We start from the raw sequence: 21,223 nt of genomic DNA on the forward strand, positions 1-21,223 counted from the left end.
GGGCGGCATGGCATCGGCAGTCATGACCCGACCAAGGCCCGTGTCGCGCCGTGCGTCAAGCCAAGATCCTTGGAGAGACCTCTCAGGCGCCGGCGGCCGGAGGGGTCAGGAGATAGCCGAGCCCGCGGACGGTCTGGATGATATCGACGTCGAGCTTCTTGCGGATGCGGCCGACGAAGACTTCAATCGTGTTGGAGTCGCGGTCAAAGTCCTGGTCGTAGAGATGCTCGACCAGCTCGGTGCGCGAGACGACGCGACCCGAATGGTGCATCAGGTAGGCCAGAAGCCGATATTCGTGCGAGGTCATCTTGACCGGGTTGCCCGAAACGCTGACCCGGCCGGTGCGGGTGTCGAGCGTGACAGGGCCACAGCTGAGTTCGCTCTGGGCATGACCGGTCGAGCGGCGCAGCAGCGCACGGATGCGCGCCAGCACCTCCTCCAGATGGAACGGCTTGGGCACGTAATCGTCGGCGCCGGCATCGAAACCCTGCACCTTGTCACTCCAGCGATCGCGGGCGGTGAGGATCAGCACAGGCATGGTGCGGCCGTTGCGGCGCCAGGCCTCCAGCACCGAGATGCCGTCCTTCTTCGGCAAGCCGATATCGAGCACCACGGCGTCGTAGGGCTCGTTGTCGCCGAGATAGTGTCCTTCTTCTCCGTCGAAGGCGCGGTCGACGACATAGCCTGCGTCGGTCAGCGCCTTGGTGAGCTGGCGATTGAGATCGGGGTCATCCTCAACAACGAGCAGGCGCACGCTTCTCTCCAGACATAGGCCGCATGAACACGGCACCAGATGAGCAATTCCGGCGTGAACTGAATATGAACACCGGGAACCGGGCGCGTTACTTTTTGGTCATATACGATGTGTTCGGGCCCGATGCGACTGCGCCCGCCACACCACCGGACCGGCCGGCAGCGTGACGGGCGCAATGTGCCGCGTTGTGCGGCGAAGAGGAAGGTCCGCCCTTCCCGTCGATTCGGCCGTCAGGTCCGGAAGAACACGAACCAGATGACGGCGAGGATCAAGATCGCAAGCCCGGTCGAGATGGCGAGCAGTGCGGCGACCGACGGTCCCGGTTCGCCCTGGCGCGCCTCGGTCGGAGTTTCGACGACCCGGTTCTGCTCTCGCGTGGTTGCCATAGTGTCCTCAATCTTTGGATGTCGTCTCCGGTGACTGCAACCTCCTTGCAGCCGTCTGTCCCGAGCCAACGCCCCATCCGATACGATGTTCCGGCCTTTTGCCGCGGGATCAGGCAGCGACCACAAGCCCAGCGACCGGTTAACGCAGTTGCCAGATTCAGCGTCCCGCCTCGCTATGATTCGCTGTTCCTCGATGGTATCCTTGTCTGCTGTCCCTGTTGCGTTTGGAGTAACCCATGGCCCCCCGTGCCAATTGGAAGGGTTTTTTGCGCCTCTCGCTCGTGACCTGTCCGGTCGCGCTGTATCCCGCCACATCGGATACCGAGAAGGTCTCGTTCAACCAGATCAACCGCAAGACCGGCCACCGGATCAAGTACCTCAAGGTCGACGCCGAGACCGGTGACGAGGTGACCTCCGAGGACATCGTCAAGGGCTACAAGGTCGACACCGACACCTACATCGAGGTCACCAAGGACGAGCTCGACGATATCGCGCTCGACTCCACCCATACGATCGAGATCGACGAGTTCGTGCCGAAGGCCGACATCGACAACCGCTATCTGATCCGCCCCTATTATCTCGTGCCCGACGGCAAGGTCGGCCACGACGCCTATGCGGTGATCCGCGAGACCATTCGCAGCATGGACAAGGTCGCGATCGGTCGCGTGGTGCTGACCAATCGCGAGCACATCATCGCGCTGGAGCCGCTCGAGAGCGGGCTGATGGGCACGCTGCTGCGCTATCCCTACGAAGTTCGCAGCGAGAAGGAATATTTCGACGACATCCAGGACGTGAAGCTGACGAAGGACATGCTCGACCTCGCCAAGCACATCGTCGAGAAGAAATCCGGCGCCTTCGAGCCCGAGCTGTTCGAGGACCATTACGAGACCGCGTTGATCGATCTCATCAACAAGAAGCGCGCGGGCACACCGATCGCGGCCAAGTCCACGCCGAAGACCGGCGGCAACGTCATCAACCTGATGGACGCGCTGAAGAAGAGCCTCGCGAGCGAGAAGGATGCAGCTCCTGCGGCGAAGGTCGCCAAGGAAGCCATCAAAACCAAGAAGTCCAAGAAGCGCGTCGAGGGCCAGCGCGAGATGCTGCTGCCGATCTCCGGCAAGGGCGGCAAGGAGGCCGCAGCCAAGGAGGCTGCGCCCAAGAAAGCCGACAAGCCGGTGCGCACCACAACGCGAGCCAAGAAAGCCGGCTGACGGCATCGCATCGCTGGTCGCACCGTGACGCCGCTCCTCACCGATCGGGCAGCCTGACATGCCCTGGTCGACGCCGTTCGACGATCCGATCGGCTTGCGCGGCGGGCGCAAGCTGCGCACGTTGCAAGAGGCGGCCGACTTCATCATGCAGCTGCCCGAGGCCGAGCAGCAGGAGGCTCGCTGGCAGACCGCGATCGAGATGCTGATCAACGCAGCGGAGACCGGCGGCGGCTGGCTGATGTTCGCCCGCATCGGCATGCTGCGCGCATTGAGCGCGAATACCCGGCGTCGATGAGCCGCGATCGGCATGCTTGCCGATCGATTGAGGAACAGCCTCAACAATCCCTTAAGCGGCATGGTCACTTTCGCCACCACGACTCCATCCTGCCGCCGCAGGCGCACACCACCACGCGGGGCGCGCTCGCTTCCGTTCATTTGAATTGGATAATGAAACCTTCGCTTAACGGCTGTTACCTTAAGACACATCAGGCCAGCTCGGCCGAGCACGCCCTTATTGATGGGCGCAAGTCTCGTCGATCACTTTACCACTTTGATAACGGCGCCCGCCTATACTGGACCGAATGAAGGAGTTGGCGATGATTTTGCTCAGGTCTTTTCTTGCCGACGAGAGTGCCGCCACCGCAATCGAGTATGGCCTGATCGCCGCCGGCATCGCACTCGCCATCGTGACCGTCGTCACCAACACGGGCAGCGTCCTGCTCAGCAACAAGTTCGTCTCGATCAGCGCGGCCGCGAAGTAACTCCCCCTGGCCCTTGCGAGGCACGCCACCGATCTCGCGCACCATGATCTGAGTCAAGCCTGTCGAACCGGCGGCGGCTAAGCATGACGGACCCAGCTCCTGCGGTCCGCGCCATGCTTCCAGATCCCTCACGCTCCCAGCTCAAGATACGCCGCGTCCATCTCGATACGGGCCGCGAGAACGTGGTCGTCGTCTCCAGGCGCTCGAAGGCGCTGCGTGCGGACATCTTTCGCGGCTTCAGCCGCGTCGAGCTGCGTCTCGACGACAAGACGCTGCTCGCGACGCTCCTGATCACCGACGACGACGCGTTGGCGGCCGAGGACGAGATCGGCCTTTCCGAGCCGGCATTCCACCGCTTCGCAAAGCCCGTCGGCACCCTGGTCACAGTCGCACCGGCCGCGCCTCCGGAAAGCCTCGAAGCGGTCCGCGCCAAGATTCGCGGCCAAACGCTCGACAAGGCCGAGATCGGCGCGATCATCAACGACCTCGCGCATTTTCGCTATTCCGACATGGAGATCGCCGCGTTCCTGATCGGCTCGGCGAGCTTCATCACCAGCGACGAGCTGCTGGCGCTTACCGGCGCCATGGCGCAGGCCGGTACGCAGCTGGTTTGGCCGGACCCGATCGTGGTCGACAAGCACTGCATCGGCGGCATTCCCGGCAACCGTACCTCGATGGTCGTGGTGCCGATCGTCGCCGCCCACGGCCTGCCGATCCCGAAGACCTCCTCCCGCGCCATCACCTCGCCGGCCGGAACGGCCGACACGATGGAGGTGCTGGCCCGGGTGAATGTCGGCGTCGAGGAGATGAAATCGATCGTCTCGTCCTGCAGCGGATGCCTGATCTGGGGCGGGCACGTGAACCTGTCGCCGGCCGACGACGTGCTGATCTCGGTCGAACGGCCGCTCAGCCTGGACACTCGCGAGCAGATGGTCGCCTCCATCATGTCCAAGAAGATCGCCGCGGGATCGACCCACCTGCTGATCGACATTCCGGTGGGGCCGACGGCGAAGGTCACCACCGCGACCGAGGCGATGCGCTTGCGAAAGCTGTTCGAATTCGTCGGCGACCGGTTCGGCCGAGCAGTCGAGGTGATCACGACCGACGGCCGCCAGCCGATCGGCAACGGCATTGGGCCGGTGCTCGAGGCCAACGACGTAATGGCGGTGCTCGGCAACGATAAGGATGCGCCGCGTGATTTGCGCGAGAAATCGCTGCGGCTCGCCGCTCACTTGCTGGAATATGATCCGAAGCTGCGCGGCGGTGCCGGCTATGCACGCGCGCGCGAGCTGCTCGAGAGCGGCGCCGCCCTGAAACAGATGCAGAAGATCATCGACGCTCAGGGGCCGTCGAAATGCAGCACCGAGCTCGGCCCCAGCAGCTTCGAGGTCAAAGCTGCCCATGACGGCGTGGTGTCCGGGATCGACTGCCTGCGCCTCAACCGCCTTGCCCGCACCGCCGGGGCGCCGCTCGACAAGGGCGCCGGCATCCGCCTCTTCAAGAAGATCGGCGATCGCGTCGAGCAAGGCGAGCCACTCTATCGGGTCTACACGTTCGACGGACCCGAACACGATCTCGCCGCCTCTGCCGCCCAGCAGGAGACCGGCTACATCCTCAACGGCCATGAGGCTCTCCAGGGCAGGACGCCGTCGTGAGAACGATCGCGCTTCAAACGCTGCCCTGCGCGACCGGCGCGGCGAAGCGCCTCGCGGGGCGGCTTGAACTTGGCTGCGACGAGATCGCCCTGCACCGCTTTCCCGACGGCGAGCTGCGCGTCACGGTCGCTCCTGCGGCAGAGACGACGATCCTCTATGCGCCGCTCGATCAACCCAACGACAAGCTGATCGCTCTGCTGTTCGCCGCGGAAGCGCTGCGGCGCGGTGGCGCCCGGCGGCTGGTGCTGGTGGCTCCCTATCTCTGCTACATGCGGCAGGACGCCGCGTTTCATCCGGGCGAAGCGATCAGCCAGCGCGCCATGGGCACACTGCTGGCAACGCTCGTGGATCGCATCGTCACGGTGGACGCCCACTTGCACCGCACCCCCAACATCAGGTCCGTCTTTCCAGGCATCGAGGCGCAGAATCTGTCCGCGATGCCGGCGATCGCGGATGCGCTTGGCGCCGATGGTCTCGATCCCGCCACCGTCGTGATCGGTCCCGACGCGGAGTCCGAGCCCTGGGTCAGGGATCTTGCGGCGCGCCTCGGCTTGCAGCACACCGTCGCGCGCAAGACGCGGCAGGGCGATCGCTCCGTGGATATCGATTTTGCCGATCCGGCGCTGCTTTGCGGGCGACCGGCGCTGATGGTCGACGACATCGTCTCGTCGGGAACGACGCTGATGGTCGCAGCGAGGGCACTGCGGGCGATCGGTGCAACGGCCGTCGATGCGGTTGTGACGCATGCGCTGTTTCCGGCCGCGCTGGTGGCCGCATTCGCCGACGCCGGCATCCGCTCGATCCGTTCGACTGACAGCGTGCCGCATCCGACCAACGCGATCACGCTCGATAAGACGCTCGCGGCTGCCCTGTCGTCCGAACTCGGCACGACACATTCCCTGGAGACGACAAGATGAGCATCACCGTTCGCTTCTGCGGGGCCGCCCGCACCGTGACCGGCTCCAGCTATCTGTTCCAGACCGCCGCCGGCACCTTCCTGGTCGATTGCGGCCTGTTCCAGGGGCCGAAAACGCTCAAAGAGCTCAATTACGGCGCCTTCCCTTTTCGTCCCGCGACCGTCCAAGCGGTCCTGCTCACGCACGCCCATATCGACCACAGCGGCTTGTTGCCCAAGCTCGTCCGTGAAGGATTTGCAGGACCGATCCTGGCGACGCGGGGCACGATCGACCTCTGCTCCTACATGCTGCCGGACGCCGGCAGCATCCAGGAGTCGGAGGTCGCGCAGCTCAACCGGCGCAACGCCTCGCGCGGGCGCAAGGAGGTGCAGCCGATCTACACGCAGGCCGACGCGATCGCATCGCTGCAATCGTTTCGCGCCGTCGACTATGAACACTGGACCGACGTGATCCCGGGCGTCCGCGCGCGCTATTGGAACGCCGGCCATCTGCTCGGCTCCGCCTCGATCGAGCTCGAGATCGCCGAACAGGGTTCGCAGCGTCCGTTGCGCGTGCTGCTCTCCGGCGACGTCGGCCCGGAGGCAAAGCTGCTCCAGCCCGATCCCGAAGCGCCAAGCGACCTCGACTATGTGATCTCCGAATCCACCTATGGCGATCGCGTACGCGCCGCCACGACGCCCGCGCTCCGCAGGCAGCACCTCGCCGCCGAGGTGCGCGAGGCGGCGGCGGCCGGAGGCGCGCTGCTGATACCGGCCTTCGCGGTCGAACGAACGCAGGAGCTGATCGTCGATCTCGTCGATCTGATGGAGCACGGCGCGATCCCGACCGCGCCGATCTTCCTCGACTCGCCGCTGGCGATCCGCGCCACCGAAGTGTTCCGCCGGCACGCCGCGAGCCTCGATCCGGCCGTCGACGCCGAACGCCTGCTCAACTCGCCGCACCTCAAATTCACCGAGACCGCCGATGAGAGCAAGGCGATCATGCGCCTCAGCGGATTTCACATCATCATCGCGGCCAGCGGCATGTGCGATGCCGGCCGCATCCGCCATCACCTGAAGCGCTGGCTCTGGAACGAGCGCGCGACCGTGCTGCTCGCCGGCTTCCAGGCCAACGGCACGCTCGGCCGCTTCCTGCAGAACGGCGCCAAGGCCGTGCGGATCCAGGGGGAGGAAATCCGGGTCGCGGCGCGGATCCGCATGATCGACGAATATTCCGGTCACGCCGACGGCGCCGGAATGGCGGGCTGGATCGCGGCGCGCCGTCCCATCGCCCGCGGACTGTTCCTGGTCCACGGCGAGGAAGGCGCCATCTCCGGGCTGGCGGACCGCGTCGCCGAACGCATCATTCCCGCCGCCAAGGTCTACCAGCCGATGCTGGACGACATCTATGAGCTTGCCGCTGCCGAACCGCGCGTGATGGATGCCGATCATCGCCGGCGCCTCGCGCCGGAGGCCGTGACCCATCTCGACTGGCACAACGAGATGTCGGAGCTGATGCTCGACATCAACGACAGGGTTGGGGCCGCTGCCGACGATCGTGCGCGCGGCGTGATCATCCGAAGACTGCGGCGGGCACTGCAGGACAACGGATAGAGCGACATTCGACGCGGTCGGAGCCACAAACTCCTGTTCGATCCGGTCGCGGGCCGCGTCTGAGAATGTTTTCCTCCGAGGCGAGACCCATCAATGCGACGTCCTGAGTTCCCTTGACCCAGGTCAATCCGGTGCCCCTCCTCCCGATGTAGTTTTTCCTGGTCTTCAATGGGCCAGCCGATGCGACGCAATTTCACGCTACCCGAGCTTGAGCAAGAGCTGTTCAATCTGCGTGAAGGCGCGGTCCACCGCATGCTGCGGTGCGACTACGAGCGGCTGTTCGGCGAGAATGATGCAGCTCTGGGGCGCTTGCGCAATTTTGCAAAAAGCCACGACTGCGTGGCAAACTTCGCCGACGACGCCATCTTGTTTCGCAGGCGTCTCCAGCATGACCAGAGCACGACCCCGCCCGGGTAGACGCTGTTTTTCGACGTCGCCCTTCAATTGTGGTAACATGCAGCTTCCTCCCGGGAGTAGCGGCATGAATCAGTTCGTCGCGCGCGCCAATATAGATCATTACCTTGGCCTGCTGGACGGCGGGCTTTTGCCGCAAAACCGTAGCACCATCACCAAATTGCTGATCGCCGAAGAGGACAAGCTCAGTCACGATCTCGAGCAACTCGAATTTGCCGAGAACAGGGCCGCAAACGGTCGCCTTCGCCTGAACCATGTCAGGACCCTTCTCGACTCGTTTGCCCTGGACACTCCGGAGCGCGAACAAGCGGGCCGTTTGCTGGTCAATCTCGAAAACCTGCAAACGCTCCTCGAGGATTTTTGTCATCGATTGAGGGCGCAAATCACCTCACGGGGTCCCTGAGGGGCGGCGCCAAACCACCTGACTCAAGCCGGCCCCGAGGTCCGCACCCTGCGGCGCAACGGGTATTTCGAGAGTTCCAGCAGCACCAGGGAGATCAACGCGACCACCGCCGTAGCGGCAAGATCATCCGCGTGCAGGGGACCAAAGCGGAACAGGCCCGCCGCGGCCGGCCACACCAGACTCAGGGCAAGCACCGACGTCACGAACACCACGATGATGGCCAGCGTCCGGTTCGGACGGGTAAAAGCTTCGACCAGCGACGTCGAGAACGACCGGTTGACGAAGATCAAGCTCACGATCACCAACATCAGCGAGAAGAATGTCAGTGCGCGCACCTCGCTCGCCGGCATGCCATATCGGTTTGCCGTCACCATTACCCCCCCGGTCAGGGCCAGCGCCAAGCCTCCCTGCAGCGCCGACCAGATCAGCAGAGGCCTCGGCAGCAAAGGCTCGTCCGGTGAACGCGGCGGCCGCTGCATCACGTCGCTCTCCTCGGTTTCCGCCTCGAAGACCAGAGAACAGACGGGATCGATGATCATCTCGAGAAACGCGATGTGAACCGGGCCGAACAGCAGCGGCATCCCTGTGAGCAGCGGCAACAGCGCAAGTCCGGCGATCGGAACGTGGACGGCAAGGATGAAGCTCATCGCCTTGCGTAGATTGTCGTAGATCCGGCGGCCGAGCCGGATGGCCTTCACGATCGAGCCGAAATCGTCGTCGAGCAGAACGATCGAGGACGCTTCGCGCGCCACGTCGGTGCCCCGCCCACCCATGGCGATGCCGATATGGGCGGACTTCAGCGACGGTGAATCATTGACGCCGTCGCCGGTCATGGCGACGATCTCGCCCGCGCGCTTGAGCGCATCGACGATGCGCAGTTTCTGGGCCGGCGCTATTCGCGCGAAGACGGCTCGTCCCCGTGCCGCGCCGGCGAGTTCGGCATCGGCCATGGCTTCGACATCCGTGCCGGTCAGGACGCGTTCGGGATCGAGGCCCGCCTGCAGCGCGATGGCCGACGCAGTCGCGGGATAGTCGCCCGTGATCATGACGACGTGGATGCCTGCGGAACGGCATTCGGCAATGGCATCCTCGACTTCAGGCCGCAGCGGATCGGCAAAACCGGTCAGGCCGCAAAAGTGAAAGGGAAAGCCGCGTTGAGTCTCGGGACAATCCGCCTCCGCCCAATTCGCCCGCGCCACACCGAGCACCCGGAGCCCTTCACGTGCGAGCGCGTCAACGCGCGCCCGCAATTCAGCCAACTCTTCCTCGCTCATTCCGCAAAGCATGCCAACTGTCTCGGGAGCGCCCTTCGCCGCCACAACGGACTCGTTATCGTTGCGGCGCCACACGTTCGACATGGCCAAGAGGCCGGGACGCAAGCCATAGCTCCGCACCAGCCGCAACTCGCCACCGGCATCCGGGCTGAGCGCGTGCAATGCCTTCTCCATCGGATCGAACGGCTCGCGGGCACAGGCCAGCACGCCGGTTTCGATCAACGGATTGAACGCGGGGGCAACGCGCGTTGCGGCGTCCGGCGTACATTGCGTCCCGTCGGGCAGCATCAGGCGCGCGACCGTCATGCGGTTTTCCGTCAGCGTGCCGGTCTTGTCTGTGCAGAGCACGGTCGCGGCGCCCAGCGATTCAATGGCCGAGGCGCGCCGCGTCAACACCCGCGCCTGCGAGATGCGCCAGGCGCCCATGGCGAGGAACACCGTCAGGACCACCGGAAACTCCTCCGGAAGCATCGACATGCCGAGCGCGATGCCGGCGAGCACGCCCTCCAGCCATCCGCCGCGATAGAGTCCGTACAGGAGAACGGCCAACGCGATTACGAAAGCGCTGACGACGGCGAATATCGCCACCAGCCGCGTCGTCTGCTGCTGCAGGCGGGGTGCTTCGGTCGCGAGCGAATGCAGGGACTGTCCGATCTTGCCGATCTCGCTCAAGACGCCGGTCGAGGTCACTTCGGCCAGACCGCTGCCGCGAACCACTAGCGTGCCGGAGAACACGAACGGCTGGTCGTCACCGCCGGCGCGCGGCGGGATCGATTGTTCGGACGCCGCTCGAGCTTGTTTTCGAACCGGAACCGATTCCCCCGTCAGCAGGGATTCATCCAGCAGGAGATCGACAGATCGCAGGACCACGGCGTCCGCGGCCACGCGATCCCCCTCGGAGAGGACGATCAGGTCGCCGCGAACGACCTCGCGACCGGGAATTCGGATGCGCTCGCCGCCACGGATCACCAGCGCGCGCGGGCTGGTCAGATCGCGTAAGGAATCGAGCACACGCTCGGTGCGCGCCTCCTGCACAATCGTGATGACGATAGAGAGCGTTGCGAACGCCAGAAGCAGCAGCGCCTCGCCGAGATCCCCCAGAACGAAATAGATCAGGCCGCCCGCCAGCAACAGCAGCAGCATGGGCTCGCGCAGCACCTCGATGACGAGGCGCATGATCGTCCGCCGGCCCGCGGGAGGCAGCTCGTTGAAGCCTTCGGCCTGCAGCCGGGCCTGTGCTTCGGATGCGGTCAGCCCCTGCATCGCCTGTGATTTCATGAAGTTTCCCAAGATTCCTTGGACGATGAGAGCGCGCCATCTCATCGTCGCCGTCATCATGCCATGCTGCAAGAGGCTGCCAGCTTGACCTGGGTCAAACGCCAACGCGACATGGCGCCATCCCGCTCGGCTCAATGCTATTTCCGTGGACTTCGACGGCCCTGTCAGTGATATCTTCCTGGCCGGGCTCGATGAGCCTTGCGGTCAACCAGCGAACCAAGGCTCCCGAAGTATGCCGATGAAACGCGCCACGCTGCTTGCGCTCGGCCTGCTGCTTGTCGGCGCATCGACCCAGGACAGCACGAGAGCACAGAATTCGGCCGCGCCGCCGGTTTCGCTCACTCCGCCCAACGCCTCTCCACCGCATACGGGCGCCAAAGCCGTCAAGCCCAGGAGGGAGCCGGCCTTGGTGACGAACGATCCTCGCGCCCCAGCGACGTCGGGCCGAGACCCGTCGCCGCCTGTGATCGGCGCGCCTCCGGCATCGCCGAACCCGGCGACCGATTACGACGGCTTCAGTGCCGGCACCGACGACAATGACGCACCCAGCCAGGTGACGCCGCCCGTGAGGTCACGCGCAGCGAAGGGCTCCGGTCGGAATGCAAACGGCCTCGACGCGCAGTCATCGATTGATCAGGAAGACGACGCGCTGAAGCGCAAGCTGACGATTTGCAGGAACTGCAAGTAGAGGCCGGCATCTCGCTGCATGGCTGACCTACCGCAGCGCGTGCCACCGCGGCTTTACCCTCCCCCAATTTCCTGATCCTCTCTCCCCAACAGCCGGATCAACCGGCTTTGCCAGGGAGAGAGAGACGCCATGAAGCTCGGCACCGCCATTGCGGAAATCATGCGGCGTGAGGGAATCGAGATCCTCTGCGGTTATCCCGTCAATCATCTGATCGAGCACGCGGCGAAGGCCGAGATCCGGCCCGTGATGGTGCGGCAGGAGCGCGTCGGCGTGCACATGGCGGATGCGATCTCGCGGGTGACGTCAGGGCGCACGATCGGCGCATTCTGTATGCAGCATGGGCCAGGCGCGGAGAACGCGATGGGCGGCGTCGCGCAATGCTTTGGCGAATCCGTTCCAGTGCTGGTGTTGCCGATGGGCTATCAGCGGCGGCTGGCGCATATCGGGCCGAACTTCAACTCCAGCGAGGCGATGAAGCCGTTTTCGAAATCCTCCGAACCGATCATCTTGGCGGCCGAGGTTACCAACATCTTCCGTCGCGCCTTCACCAAGCTGAAGAACGGACGCGGCGGGCCCGTGATCGTCGAAATCCCCGCCGACATGTGGAACGAGGAGGTGCCGGAACCGCTGAACTACACGCCGGTGCTGCGCACCCGCTACGGCGCCGATCCCGTGCATGTGAAGGAAGCAGCAAGCTTGCTTGTCAACGCCAAGCGCCCCGTGATCTATGCCGGCCAGGGCGTCCATTACGCGCAGGCATGGCCGCAGCTGAAACGGCTTGCGGAACGGCTGGCCATTCCTGTCACCACCAGCCTCGGCGGCAAATCGTCGTTTCCGGAGACGCATCCGCTCTCGCTCGGCTCCGGCGGCCTCGCCGTGCCGCGCGCGGTGCCGAAATTCCTCGGCGAAGCCGACGTCATCTTCGGCATCGGCTGCTCCTTCACCGAGACGAGTTTCGGCATTGCGATGCCGAAAGGCAAGGCCATCATCCACTCCACGCTCGATCCGAACCATCTCAATAAGGATGTCGAGGCAAAGATCGGCCTCGTCGGCGATGCCGGGCTCGTGCTTGATGCTCTGCTGGAGGAGGTCAATAAGACGGTCAGCACGGATCGAGATGCATCGGCCGTGGCGGCCGAGATCGCGGCCTCGCACGAGGAGTGGCTGGCGAAGTGGATGCCCAAGCTCACCAGCAACGATGCGCCGCTCAGCCCCTATCGCGTGCTGTGGGACCTGCAACACACCGTCGACATCGACAACACCATCATCACCCACGATGCCGGCAGCCCGCGCGATCAGCTCTCGCCGTTCTGGAAAGCTGTGACTCCCCTCTCCTATCTCGGCTGGGGCAAGACGACGCAGCTCGGCTACGGCCTTGGCCTTGCGATGGGCGCCAAGCTGGCAAAGCCCGACAAGCTCTGCATCAATGTCTGGGGCGATGCGGCGATCGGCTTTACCGGCATGGATTTCGAGACCGCAGTGCGCGAGCGCATCCCCATCATGTCGATCCTCTTGAATAATTTCTCGATGGCGATCGAGTTGAAGGTGATGCCGATCTCGACCGAGAAATATCGCTCGACCGACATTTCCGGCGACTACGCAGCGATGGCGCGCGCCTTCGGCGGCCATGGCGAGCGGGTGACGAGGCCAGAGGATATCATCCCGGCGATCAAACGCGGCATCCAGAAAACAAGGGAAGGCGTGCCGGTGCTGCTCGAGTTCATCACCACCAAGGAGACCGAGGTCTCGCGGCCGGGGACGTGAGGCGACCGCAGCGCCGAGGGCGCTGGCTCCAGCTGCAGGAGATGTGATAATCCGGCCCTCGTGCCGCGCGCGCCGCGGCACCAAGCCGGATTGCGAATGACAACCCCGTCCAAGGAACTCGAACAGCAATTGCGGATGGCGGCAGCCGAGACAGCGCGACTGCGCGATCGGCAAAGTGCCAGCGCCGAAATCCTGCGCACCATCGCGGCCTCCCCGTCTGATGCCCGGCCGGTCTTCGAGGCAATCGCATCGAGCTCAAAGCGTCTACTCGGCGGCTTCTCCGCGACCGTGCTGCAATTCATCGGCGACGAGCTGCATCTGGTAGCGTTTACGCCGACCAGTCCGGATGGCGACGAAGGGCTGAAGGCGTCGTTCCCGCGGCGGATCGAGGATTTTCCAACCTTCGCCCTGGTTCGCGGCGGGGAGACGATCCAGTTTCCGGATGCCGAGGCTGAGGACGTCCCGGAGCTGAACCGGGACCTTGCGCGGCTGCGCGGCTTTCGCAGCGTGCTGTTCATGCCGCTGATGAACCGCGGCACGGCGGTCGGCATGATCAGCGTCACGCGCATCGAACCCGGTGCGTTCACGCCCGACCTTGTGGAATTGCTTCAGACTTTTGCCGATCAGGCCGTGATCGCGATCGAGAACGCCCGGCTTTTCAACGAGACGCGCGAGACGCTGGAACGGCAGACTGCGACCGCCGACATTTTGAAGGTGATGGCGGCCTCGCCCTCCGACGTGCAGCCGGTGTTCGATGCCATCGCCACCAATGCCAACCGGCTGATCGGCGGCTTCTCCACTGCGGTGCTGCGCTATATCGATGGCGAAGCGCATCTGGCGGCCTTCACGCCGGGCGATCCCGAGGGCGACCGCGTGCTGCAAGCGTCGTTCCCGGTGCCGTTCGCGCAATTCCCGGCCTACCAGCTCACGGCCAATGGTCGTCAGGCGCAACTGCCCGATACCGAGCTCGAGCCGGCCGCACGCGACATCGCGCGCGCCCGTGGCTTTCGCAGCATGCTGTTCACGCCGCTGATGAGCGAAGGCGAGGCCAAAGGCGTCATCATCGCCACGCGGCGCACGGCCGGTGCGTTCGCCGAGCATCACGTGCGGCTGTTGCAAACCTTCGCCGACCAGGCGGTGATCGCGGTCAAGAATGTCAGCCTGTTCAACCAGGTTCAGGCCCGCACCATCGAGCTCGCCAGATCTCTCGACGACTTGCGAGCGGCGCAGGACCGGCTGATCCAGACCGAGAAGCTGGCCTCGCTCGGCCAGCTCACCGCCGGCATCGCACACGAGATCAAGAACCCGCTCAACTTCGTCAACAATTTCGCCGCGCTGTCGACTGAGCTGGCGGACGAACTGAACGAGGTGCTTGCGCCGGTTTCACTCGCCGCCGAGGTTCGCAGCGAGGTCGACGAACTGACGGGCATGCTGAAGGACAATCTGCAAAAGATCGTACAGCACGGCAAACGTGCCGATTCCATCGTCAAGAACATGCTGCTGCATTCCCGCGAGGGCGGCGGCGAGTATCGGTTGAGCGACATCAATGCGTTGGTCGAGGAGAGCCTCAACCTTGCCTATCACGGCGCGCGCGCCGAGCAGCCGCAGTTCGAAGTCACCTTGAAACGCGCGTTCGATCCGGCGGCAGGCTCCGCCGAACTGTTCCCGCAGGAGATCACGCGGGTGCTGCTGAACCTTGTCTCGAACGCGTTCTATGCGGCGGTAAAACGCAAGGTGGAAAGTGGCGCCGGCACGTTCGAGCCGACCATAACCGCCACGACGCGCGACCGGGGCGATGCCATCGAGATCCGCATCCGCGACAACGGCACCGGCATTCCGAACGATGTGAAAGCGAAGATATTCAACCCGTTCTTCACCACCAAGCCGGCCGGCGAAGGCACTGGCCTCGGGCTGTCGATGAGCCACGACATCGTCGTGAAGCAGCACGGCGGCACGATCGAGGTCGCGACGGAGCCCGGCAAGTTCACGGAATTTACGATTGTGCTGCCGCGAAAGAACAGCTTTGTGGACGGCAGCGGCTAACCGTCCCTACTCCGCCATCTCGACGGCCTGCGTGGTGGAGGGACCGGCCAGCGGCCGCTCCTCCATCATGATCAGGCAGAGCGAGGCGGTGGTCATCAGCGCGGTCGCGGCTGCGAAGACATAGCGGAAGGCATGCCGCATGTCCTCGACGGGGATCGCGGGGATGCCGCCGGCGGCATGATGTTCGCCCGCCAGCGGAATGTCGGCGCCCAGCGCGATCAGCAAGATGGCGGCGAACGCGGCGACTGTGAATGAGGACATCAGCGCGCGGAAGAAATTCATCGCGCCCGTGATGGTGCCGACTTGCGGACGGGCCACCGAGTTCTGCAGCGAGACCACACAGACTGGGAAGGTCGTGCCGAGCCCGAGCGCGAACGCGGCCATCAGCGTCAAGAGGCCCCAGAGCGGCAGCGTCGTGACGGTGAGCCCGAGGCCGCAGATCGCTGCCCACGAGGTGCCGATGATGGCGACCCGCTTGTAGTGCTTGGCACGTGCCATGGTGCGGCCGGCGATCGCGGCACCGCAGGTCGAGACCGCCGCGAGCGGAATCAACGCAAGCCCCGCCTCGCTGGCGCTGAGGTGGTAGACTGACTCGTAATAGAGCGGCAGCTGCACGGTGAGGCCGGTGATGGCGCCGAGGCCGCAGCCGCCGGCGGTGAGAGCAAAGGGCGCGACCGATCCGCCGAGCAGCGGCAACGGCAGGAACGGTTCATCAGCGCGGCGCGCGTGCCAGACGAACGTGAGCGCAAGCGCGACCGCGCCACCCACCATCGACAGCACGGTCGGCGAGAGCCAGGGATAGCGCGTGCCGCCCCAGGTCAGAACCAGCATGAAAACGACGGCGGAGGCCATCAGCAGCACGCCGCCGAGCCAGTCGACCTTGCGCTTGCGGTGGAACACCGGGATCTTCTTCATCTTCGGCAGCAGCAGCCCCAGCGCCGCTGCGGCGAGCGGCAGGTTGATCCAGAAGATCATCGACCAGTGCAGATGCTCGGCGAATACGCCACCGATGACGGGGCCGAGAATTCCGCCGACCATCCAGACGCTGGAGAAGTAGGCCTGATACTGGCCGCGCTCGCGCGGAGAGACGACGTCGGAGATCACGGTCTGCACGACCGGCATGATGCCGCCGCCGCCGAGACCCTGGAGGCCGCGCGCCAGGATCAGCATCGGCATGCTCGGCGCGATCGCGCACAGGATCGAGCCGGCAATGAAAAGGCTGAGCGAGGTGATGAGCATGGCCTTGCGGCCGTAGATGTCGCTCAGCGTCCCGAACACCGGCGCAACGGCGGTCGAGGCGAGCAGATAGGCGGTGATGACCCAGGACAGGTTTGAGACGTCCTGGAACTGGCGGCCGATCGTCGGCAGCGCGGTGGCGACGATGGTCTGGTCGAGGGCGGCCAGGAACATCGTGAGCATCAGGCTCATGACGATGGTGCGGACCTCGTCCTGTGACAGCGGCGCCGGCGGCGAGATTGACGGCGAGTCGCTGACGCTCATGACCTCGCCCGGAAGGCGGGTCAGTTCCTCGGCGATGTCGTCGGGCAATGTCTGGATGTCGGCAGACTGGCTGCTCTGCCGTGTGAACTGGTTCATCTCGGGCTGTCGGATCGAGCGTGTTGCGGTGCAAAGCCGCGAAGGATTCGTGCTATGAAGTCAATGTAGACAGCAAAGTCCTTCTCGGGCAGGCACCCCGGCGCATGGGTGCATCCCGCACTGCGGTCATCCCGAACAAGTGATCTGAAACGGCAGGCGGAGCAGGCCTTGATCAATCCTTGGGGCGTCGCTTCAGGCGTGCCCGTTTGGGGAGCTGCCCCGGCCATTGCACGAGGTTGTTCTCAAGTTCGTCGTCCGGGATCTCGTCTTCCGTACCGGCAACCCGGCCGCGCACGGAGACGCCGGCCTCATGCACCGTATTGGGATCGCCGGAGATCAGCGGGTGCCACCAATAGAGATCGCGCCCTTCCGCAACCAGCTTGTAGCCGCAGCTCGGCGGCAGCCATTTCAGGACGCGGACACTCTCGGGCGTCATGACAACGCAGTCCGGTACGTAGTCGAAGCGATTCGTGTAGTCCTTGCAGCCGGCCGTACAGGAATCGAGCATTTTGCAGCTGACATCGGTGAAATAGATCTCGCCGGTATCTTCATCTTCGAGCTTGCTCAGGCAGCAACGGCCGCAGCCGTCGCACAGGCTCTCCCATTCGGCCGTCGACATATCCTCCATCTTCTTGGTTTTCCAGAAGAATCCATCCTGGTCTGAAGGTCGTTTAGGAGCTGCGGTCATGCGTCTGATACTGATCCAAAGAGCTGCGGCCAGCGCCATCTAGGGGGCGCGGCGGCAAAGCTGCAAGCAACGGTCCCAAAAGACCCGTAATGAACCGGGGTTCAATTAGGCCTGTTGTTCAAAATTGCGAGCGTGACCATTGGTTTATAGGCCCTGCTCGGCTAGAAGAACAGCAAGTCCCCTGAGGTCCGCGACACGGGCGCCTTGGGTTTGCCGCAACAATCCCGCAAGACGTCTCGATGCCGCCCCGGCCGGGTGCTTGAACGCTTTCGAACCGAGCCTCAAGGGTTCTAGGTGGTCCAGAACACGCCATCCAACTGGAAGACCCGCGTCAGGAACTTCTTCCTGGACCTCGATGCACGCATCGACTCCTCATTGTTCTCCTCGGCCAAGGGCATCCGCGAGCTCTACGAGCGCTACTCGACCTTCATGGACCGTTTCTATGTCGGGCGGTGGAAGCGCTGGGTGTTCATCGAGCCGCTGTCGGAAGCCGCGACCATCGGCCTCGGCGGCATGGTCCTGATGCTGATCCTCGCCATCCCCGCCTTCCGCGAGACCGCGGACGAGGACTGGCTGAAGAAATCCGACCTCGCGGTGACGTTTCTCGACCGCTACGGCAATCCGATCGGAAGCCGTGGTATCAAGCACAACGACTCGATCCCGCTGGAAGATTTCCCCGATGTCCTGATCAAGGCGACGCTCGCGACCGAAGACCGCCGCTTCTACGACCATTTCGGCATCGACATCGCCGGCACCGCCCGCGCGCTCGTCACCAACGCCCAGGCCGGCGGCGTGCGCCAGGGCGGCTCCTCGATCACCCAGCAGCTCGCCAAGAACCTGTTCCTGAGCAACGAACGCACCATCGAGCGCAAGATCAACGAGGCCTTCCTCGCGGTCTGGCTGGAATGGCGCCTGACCAAGAACGAGATCCTCAAGCTCTATCTCGACCGCGCCTATATGGGCGGCGGCACCTTCGGCGTCGACGGCGCGGCGCATTTCTACTTCAACAAGTCGGCGCGCGACGTGAATCTCGCAGAAGCCGCGATGCTTGCCGGCCTGTTCAAGGCGCCGACGAAATACGCCCCGCACATCAACCTGCCCGCCGCGCGCGCCCGCGCCAACGTCGTGCTCGACAATCTCGTCGATGCCGGCTTCATGACCGAGGGCCAGGTGTTCGGCGCCCGTCGCAACCCGGCCTTCGCGGTCGACCGCCGCGACGAGGCCTCGCCGAACTATTATCTCGATTATGCCTTCGACGAGATGCGCAAGCTGGTCGACACCTTCCCGAAATCCTACACCGAGCGCGTCTTCGTCGTGCGCCTCGCGATCGACACCAATGTGCAGAAGGCGGCCGAAGACGCCATCGAGAACCAGCTGCGACAGTTCGGCCGCGACTATCACGCGACGCAGGCCGCAACCGTCGTCGCCGATCTCGACGGCGGCATCCGCGCCATGGTCGGCGGCCGCGATTACGGCGCGAGCCAGTTCAACCGCGCCACCGACGCCTATCGGCAGCCCGGCTCCTCGTTCAAGCCTTACGTCTACACCACGGCGCTCCTGAACGGCTTCACGCCGAACTCGGTCGTCGTCGACGGCCCGGTCTGCATCGGCAATTGGTGCCCGCAGAACTATGGCCATTCCTATTCCGGCGCGGTCACGCTGACGCAGGCGATCACGCGCTCGATCAACGTCGTGCCGGTGAAGCTGTCGATCGCGATCGGCCAGAAGGAGCAGCCGAAGGCGCCGAACCCGGCCAAGATCGGCCGCGCCAAGATCGTCGAGGTCGCGCGCCGCTTCGGCATCAAAGCCCCGCTGCCCGACACGCCATCGCTGCCGATCGGCTCGGATGAAGTCACCGTGCTCGAGCACGCGGTCGCCTATGCGACCTTCCCGAATCGCGGCAAGGCGGTGACGCCGCATGCGGTGCTCGAAGTGCGCACCGGCGCGGGCGATCTGGTCTGGCGCTGGGACCGCGACGGCGCGAAGCCGAGGCAGGCGATTCCGCCGAATATCGCCGCCGACATGGCCGGCATGATGAGCCACGTCGTCAGCGAGGGCACTGCTCGCCGCGCTGCGCTCGACGGCATTCCGACCGCGGGCAAGACCGGTACGACCAATGCATATCGCGACGCCTGGTTCGTCGGCTACACCGGCAATTTCACCTGCGCGGTCTGGTACGGCAACGACGACTACTCGCCGACCAACCGGATGACCGGTGGCTCGCTGCCGGCGCAGACCTGGCACGACATCATGGTCGCGGCGCATCAGGGCGTCGAGGTCCGGGAAATTCCCGGCGTCGGCATGGGCCAGAAGCTGCCGCGCGAGCAGATCGCGAACGCGCAGGCCAATGCGGCGCCTAAGGTGCTGGAGACCAAGCCCGGTCCGCCGCCGGTCCTGACCAAGCGCGGCGCCGACATCCTGGTCCGCGTCGAGAAGCTGCTCGACGACGCCGCCAAGACCGCGAACAAATCGGCTTCCGACGACAGCACGCCGGCCAAGCCCGCATCGTCGACGAGCGCGCTCGCCTTCCCGCAGAACTATGCGGAAGAGAATGCGAACGCATCCGCCCCGCGCAAGAACTGATCGAGACCCGTGCGGCTGATCCTGATCACATTGACGGCCCTCCTGCTCGCGACCGTGGTCGGCTTGGGCGCGACCTGGATGACGACGACGCGCGGCACCGAGATCGGCACGCTGACCATCGGCGCCTGGACCGCGCGCCCGCGCACCGGCACTGCCGACGTCGATCCCTATTCGCGCGCCACCATCGTACGCAACGGTGAGCTGCCGATCGGCACCGGCGACGGCGTCGCCTTCACCGCGACCACGGACGACAAGAAGAAGGCGCTCGACGGCCGCTGCGACGTCGTCGTGTCCGGCGTGACGCCGCCGGCGCGGTTCTGGACGCTGACGCTGTATGACCGCAAGGGCCATCTCGTCGCCAACTCGCTTGCCCGCTACGGCTTCACCAGCCAGGAGATCGTGCGCGCCTCCGACGGCTCGTTCGAGATCCACATCGCCGCGCGCTCGCGCGCCGGCAACTGGCTGCCGACCGGGGGCATCGAGCGCTATGCGCTGATGTTCCGCCTCTACGACACGCCGGTCGGGGTTGCGACGCGCACCAAGCGCGATGCGCCGATGCCCACCATCGCGACGGTGGGCTGCTCATGATCCGCCTCGCCTTCACCATCCTAGCCGGCGTGGTGCTGGGCCTCGTGGTCCATCTCGTCAGCGTCCTGGCGCTGCCGCGGATCGCGACCCAGGACGCCTATTCGCGGCTGACGCCGATGACCAAGCTCAACGCCGTGACGCAGCTGCCGCTGGCCGATCCGCAGACCTCGCCGATGCCGTTCATGGACCCGGCCTTCGCGCTGGCGATCTGCCGCTACGATCTCTCCGGCGGCCCGATCAAGCTCACCGTGCCGGTGAGCCAGGCCTACACCTCGGTGTCGTTCTACACCCGCAACGAGATCGCCTATTACGCCATCAACGACCGCTCGGCCGGCAAGAAGGTGATCGAGCTCGACCTAATGACCGAAGCGCAGCACAACGCGCTGCCCGAGGACGAAGAGGTCACCGCGGCCGACCGCCTGATCATCGACTCGCCCAGCACCACCGGCCTGATCGTGATGAAGGCGCTGGCCGCCGAGCCCGGCCTGATGCCGCAGGCGCAAGGCTCGCTTCAAGCCGCGACCTGCGCGCCGCAGACCGAAGCGCCGGCCAAGGCCGAGGCGCCGCGCGGGCGGCGCTGAAGCGCGGGCGTTGAGCCCCACGCGAAGCAAAAGCTGAAAACAACCCC

At 64.9% G+C, this 21,223-nt stretch carries 19 protein-coding genes; 13 read left to right on the forward strand and 6 right to left on the reverse strand.

The genetic code is table 11. The annotated features are described in order from the left end of the window. Window positions 1-82: 82 nt before the first annotated feature. Window positions 83-754 carry a response regulator transcription factor gene (locus X265_RS25300; RefSeq protein ID WP_128967280.1) on the reverse strand — a complete coding sequence of 224 codons (672 nt, stop codon included), beginning with the start codon at window positions 752-754 and terminating at the stop codon, window positions 83-85. Between the two features lie 230 nt (window positions 755-984). Further along, window positions 985-1,140, reverse strand: a complete 156-nt coding sequence (locus tag X265_RS40730; RefSeq protein WP_164938784.1) for a hypothetical protein — start codon at window positions 1,138-1,140, stop codon at window positions 985-987. Between the two features lie 236 nt (window positions 1,141-1,376). Here X265_RS40730 and ku point away from each other — a divergent pair, with 236 nt between their 5' ends. The 6 genes from ku (at window position 1,377) to X265_RS25330 (ending at window position 7,276) form a co-directional block, all read left to right on the forward strand. Continuing rightward, complete coding sequence (gene ku, locus X265_RS25305) at window positions 1,377-2,351, forward strand: non-homologous end joining protein Ku (RefSeq protein WP_128967281.1); 975 nt, start codon at window positions 1,377-1,379, stop codon at window positions 2,349-2,351. Window positions 2,352-2,409: 58 nt separating this feature from the next. Next, the gene (locus X265_RS25310) at window positions 2,410-2,646 is read left to right on the forward strand and encodes a hypothetical protein (protein ID WP_128967282.1); all 237 of its coding nucleotides are present in this window, start codon (window positions 2,410-2,412) and stop codon (window positions 2,644-2,646) included. A 301-nt stretch (window positions 2,647-2,947) separates the two neighbouring features. Next, complete coding sequence (locus tag X265_RS25315; RefSeq protein WP_128967283.1) at window positions 2,948-3,112, forward strand: Flp family type IVb pilin; 165 nt, start codon at window positions 2,948-2,950, stop codon at window positions 3,110-3,112. Between the two features lie 113 nt (window positions 3,113-3,225). Further along, a complete protein-coding gene (locus X265_RS25320) occupies window positions 3,226-4,767 on the forward strand; it encodes a thymidine phosphorylase family protein (protein ID WP_128969398.1) in 1,542 nt (513 codons plus the stop codon). Beyond that, window positions 4,764-5,684: a ribose-phosphate pyrophosphokinase gene (locus X265_RS25325; RefSeq protein ID WP_128967284.1), complete on the forward strand. Its 921-nt coding sequence runs from the start codon at window positions 4,764-4,766 to the stop codon at window positions 5,682-5,684. The genes X265_RS25320 and X265_RS25325 overlap by 4 nt, the downstream gene beginning before the upstream one ends. Next, entirely contained in the window at window positions 5,681-7,276 is a 1,596-nt protein-coding gene (locus tag X265_RS25330; RefSeq protein WP_128967285.1) for an MBL fold metallo-hydrolase, read from the forward strand. Before X265_RS25325 ends, X265_RS25330 begins: the two co-directional genes overlap by 4 nt. Before the next feature lie 198 nt (window positions 7,277-7,474). On the opposite strand, the gene X265_RS25335 is transcribed toward X265_RS25330, so the two are convergent. Then, the gene (locus X265_RS25335) at window positions 7,475-7,732 is read right to left on the reverse strand and encodes a hypothetical protein (protein WP_128967286.1); all 258 of its coding nucleotides are present in this window, start codon (window positions 7,730-7,732) and stop codon (window positions 7,475-7,477) included. A 25-nt stretch (window positions 7,733-7,757) separates the two neighbouring features. On the opposite strand from X265_RS25335, the gene X265_RS25340 reads away from it, so the two are divergent. After that, window positions 7,758-8,093: a hypothetical protein gene (locus X265_RS25340; protein ID WP_128967287.1), complete on the forward strand. Its 336-nt coding sequence runs from the start codon at window positions 7,758-7,760 to the stop codon at window positions 8,091-8,093. 23 nt (window positions 8,094-8,116) lie between these two features. On the opposite strand, the gene X265_RS25345 is transcribed toward X265_RS25340, so the two are convergent. Further along, entirely contained in the window at window positions 8,117-10,645 is a 2,529-nt protein-coding gene (locus tag X265_RS25345; protein WP_244659284.1) for a cation-translocating P-type ATPase, read from the reverse strand. 238 nt (window positions 10,646-10,883) lie between these two features. Here X265_RS25345 and X265_RS25350 point away from each other — a divergent pair, with 238 nt between their 5' ends. The 3 genes from X265_RS25350 (at window position 10,884) to X265_RS25360 (ending at window position 15,140) form a co-directional block, all read left to right on the forward strand. Next, window positions 10,884-11,333 (forward strand): hypothetical protein, encoded by a 450-nt coding sequence (locus X265_RS25350; RefSeq protein WP_128967289.1) that lies wholly within the window; start codon window positions 10,884-10,886, stop codon window positions 11,331-11,333. A gap of 129 nt (window positions 11,334-11,462) precedes the next feature. After that, window positions 11,463-13,097 (forward strand): thiamine pyrophosphate-requiring protein, encoded by a 1,635-nt coding sequence (locus X265_RS25355; protein ID WP_128967290.1) that lies wholly within the window; start codon window positions 11,463-11,465, stop codon window positions 13,095-13,097. Window positions 13,098-13,193: 96 nt separating this feature from the next. After that, entirely contained in the window at window positions 13,194-15,140 is a 1,947-nt protein-coding gene (locus X265_RS25360; RefSeq protein ID WP_164938785.1) for a GAF domain-containing sensor histidine kinase, read from the forward strand. Window positions 15,141-15,146: 6 nt separating this feature from the next. On the opposite strand, the gene X265_RS25365 is transcribed toward X265_RS25360, so the two are convergent. Together X265_RS25365 and X265_RS25370 are read right to left on the reverse strand one after the other, a co-directional pair. After that, window positions 15,147-16,736, reverse strand: coding sequence for an MDR family MFS transporter (locus X265_RS25365; protein ID WP_128967292.1), 1,590 nt, complete (start codon window positions 16,734-16,736; stop codon window positions 15,147-15,149). 172 nt (window positions 16,737-16,908) lie between these two features. Then, complete coding sequence (locus X265_RS25370) at window positions 16,909-17,424, reverse strand: YcgN family cysteine cluster protein (RefSeq protein WP_128969399.1); 516 nt, start codon at window positions 17,422-17,424, stop codon at window positions 16,909-16,911. A 294-nt stretch (window positions 17,425-17,718) separates the two neighbouring features. Between X265_RS25370 and X265_RS25375 the strand changes: the two genes are divergently transcribed. Genes X265_RS25375 through X265_RS25385 form a run of 3 tightly spaced genes read left to right on the forward strand, consistent with a single transcriptional unit; the run spans window position 17,719 to window position 21,176 of the window. Beyond that, window positions 17,719-20,007 (forward strand): transglycosylase domain-containing protein, encoded by a 2,289-nt coding sequence (locus tag X265_RS25375; RefSeq protein WP_128967293.1) that lies wholly within the window; start codon window positions 17,719-17,721, stop codon window positions 20,005-20,007. Window positions 20,008-20,016: 9 nt separating this feature from the next. After that, on the forward strand, window positions 20,017-20,595 hold the full coding sequence (locus tag X265_RS25380) for a DUF1214 domain-containing protein (protein ID WP_128967294.1): 579 nt from the start codon (window positions 20,017-20,019) through the stop codon (window positions 20,593-20,595). Then, window positions 20,592-21,176 (forward strand): DUF1254 domain-containing protein, encoded by a 585-nt coding sequence (locus tag X265_RS25385; protein WP_128967295.1) that lies wholly within the window; start codon window positions 20,592-20,594, stop codon window positions 21,174-21,176. The genes X265_RS25380 and X265_RS25385 overlap by 4 nt, the downstream gene beginning before the upstream one ends. The last annotated feature ends 47 nt before the right edge of the window (window positions 21,177-21,223 follow it).

The organism is Bradyrhizobium guangdongense (assembly GCF_004114975.1).
GTDB lineage: Bacteria > Pseudomonadota > Alphaproteobacteria > Rhizobiales > Xanthobacteraceae > Bradyrhizobium > Bradyrhizobium guangdongense.

What these genes read in the sequence shown, in the direction of transcription:
- X265_RS40730 (WP_164938784.1), bottom strand. Translation starts at nt 1,140, where the DNA reads ATGGCAACCACGCGAGAGCAGAACCGGGTCGTCGAAACTCCGACCGAG.
- ku (WP_128967281.1), top strand. Translation starts at nt 1,377, where the DNA reads ATGGCCCCCCGTGCCAATTGGAAGGGTTTTTTGCGCCTCTCGCTCGTG.
- X265_RS25310 (WP_128967282.1), top strand. Translation starts at nt 2,410, where the DNA reads ATGCCCTGGTCGACGCCGTTCGACGATCCGATCGGCTTGCGCGGCGGG.
- X265_RS25315 (WP_128967283.1), top strand. Translation starts at nt 2,948, where the DNA reads ATGATTTTGCTCAGGTCTTTTCTTGCCGACGAGAGTGCCGCCACCGCA.
- X265_RS25320 (WP_128969398.1), top strand. Translation starts at nt 3,226, where the DNA reads ATGCTTCCAGATCCCTCACGCTCCCAGCTCAAGATACGCCGCGTCCAT.
- X265_RS25330 (WP_128967285.1), top strand. Translation starts at nt 5,681, where the DNA reads ATGAGCATCACCGTTCGCTTCTGCGGGGCCGCCCGCACCGTGACCGGC.
- X265_RS25335 (WP_128967286.1), bottom strand. Translation starts at nt 7,732, where the DNA reads ATGTTACCACAATTGAAGGGCGACGTCGAAAAACAGCGTCTACCCGGG.
- X265_RS25340 (WP_128967287.1), top strand. Translation starts at nt 7,758, where the DNA reads ATGAATCAGTTCGTCGCGCGCGCCAATATAGATCATTACCTTGGCCTG.
- X265_RS25345 (WP_244659284.1), bottom strand. Translation starts at nt 10,645, where the DNA reads ATGAAATCACAGGCGATGCAGGGGCTGACCGCATCCGAAGCACAGGCC.
- X265_RS25350 (WP_128967289.1), top strand. Translation starts at nt 10,884, where the DNA reads ATGAAACGCGCCACGCTGCTTGCGCTCGGCCTGCTGCTTGTCGGCGCA.
- X265_RS25355 (WP_128967290.1), top strand. Translation starts at nt 11,463, where the DNA reads ATGAAGCTCGGCACCGCCATTGCGGAAATCATGCGGCGTGAGGGAATC.
- X265_RS25360 (WP_164938785.1), top strand. Translation starts at nt 13,194, where the DNA reads ATGACAACCCCGTCCAAGGAACTCGAACAGCAATTGCGGATGGCGGCA.
- X265_RS25365 (WP_128967292.1), bottom strand. Translation starts at nt 16,736, where the DNA reads ATGAACCAGTTCACACGGCAGAGCAGCCAGTCTGCCGACATCCAGACA.
- X265_RS25370 (WP_128969399.1), bottom strand. Translation starts at nt 17,424, where the DNA reads ATGACCGCAGCTCCTAAACGACCTTCAGACCAGGATGGATTCTTCTGG.
- X265_RS25385 (WP_128967295.1), top strand. Translation starts at nt 20,592, where the DNA reads ATGATCCGCCTCGCCTTCACCATCCTAGCCGGCGTGGTGCTGGGCCTC.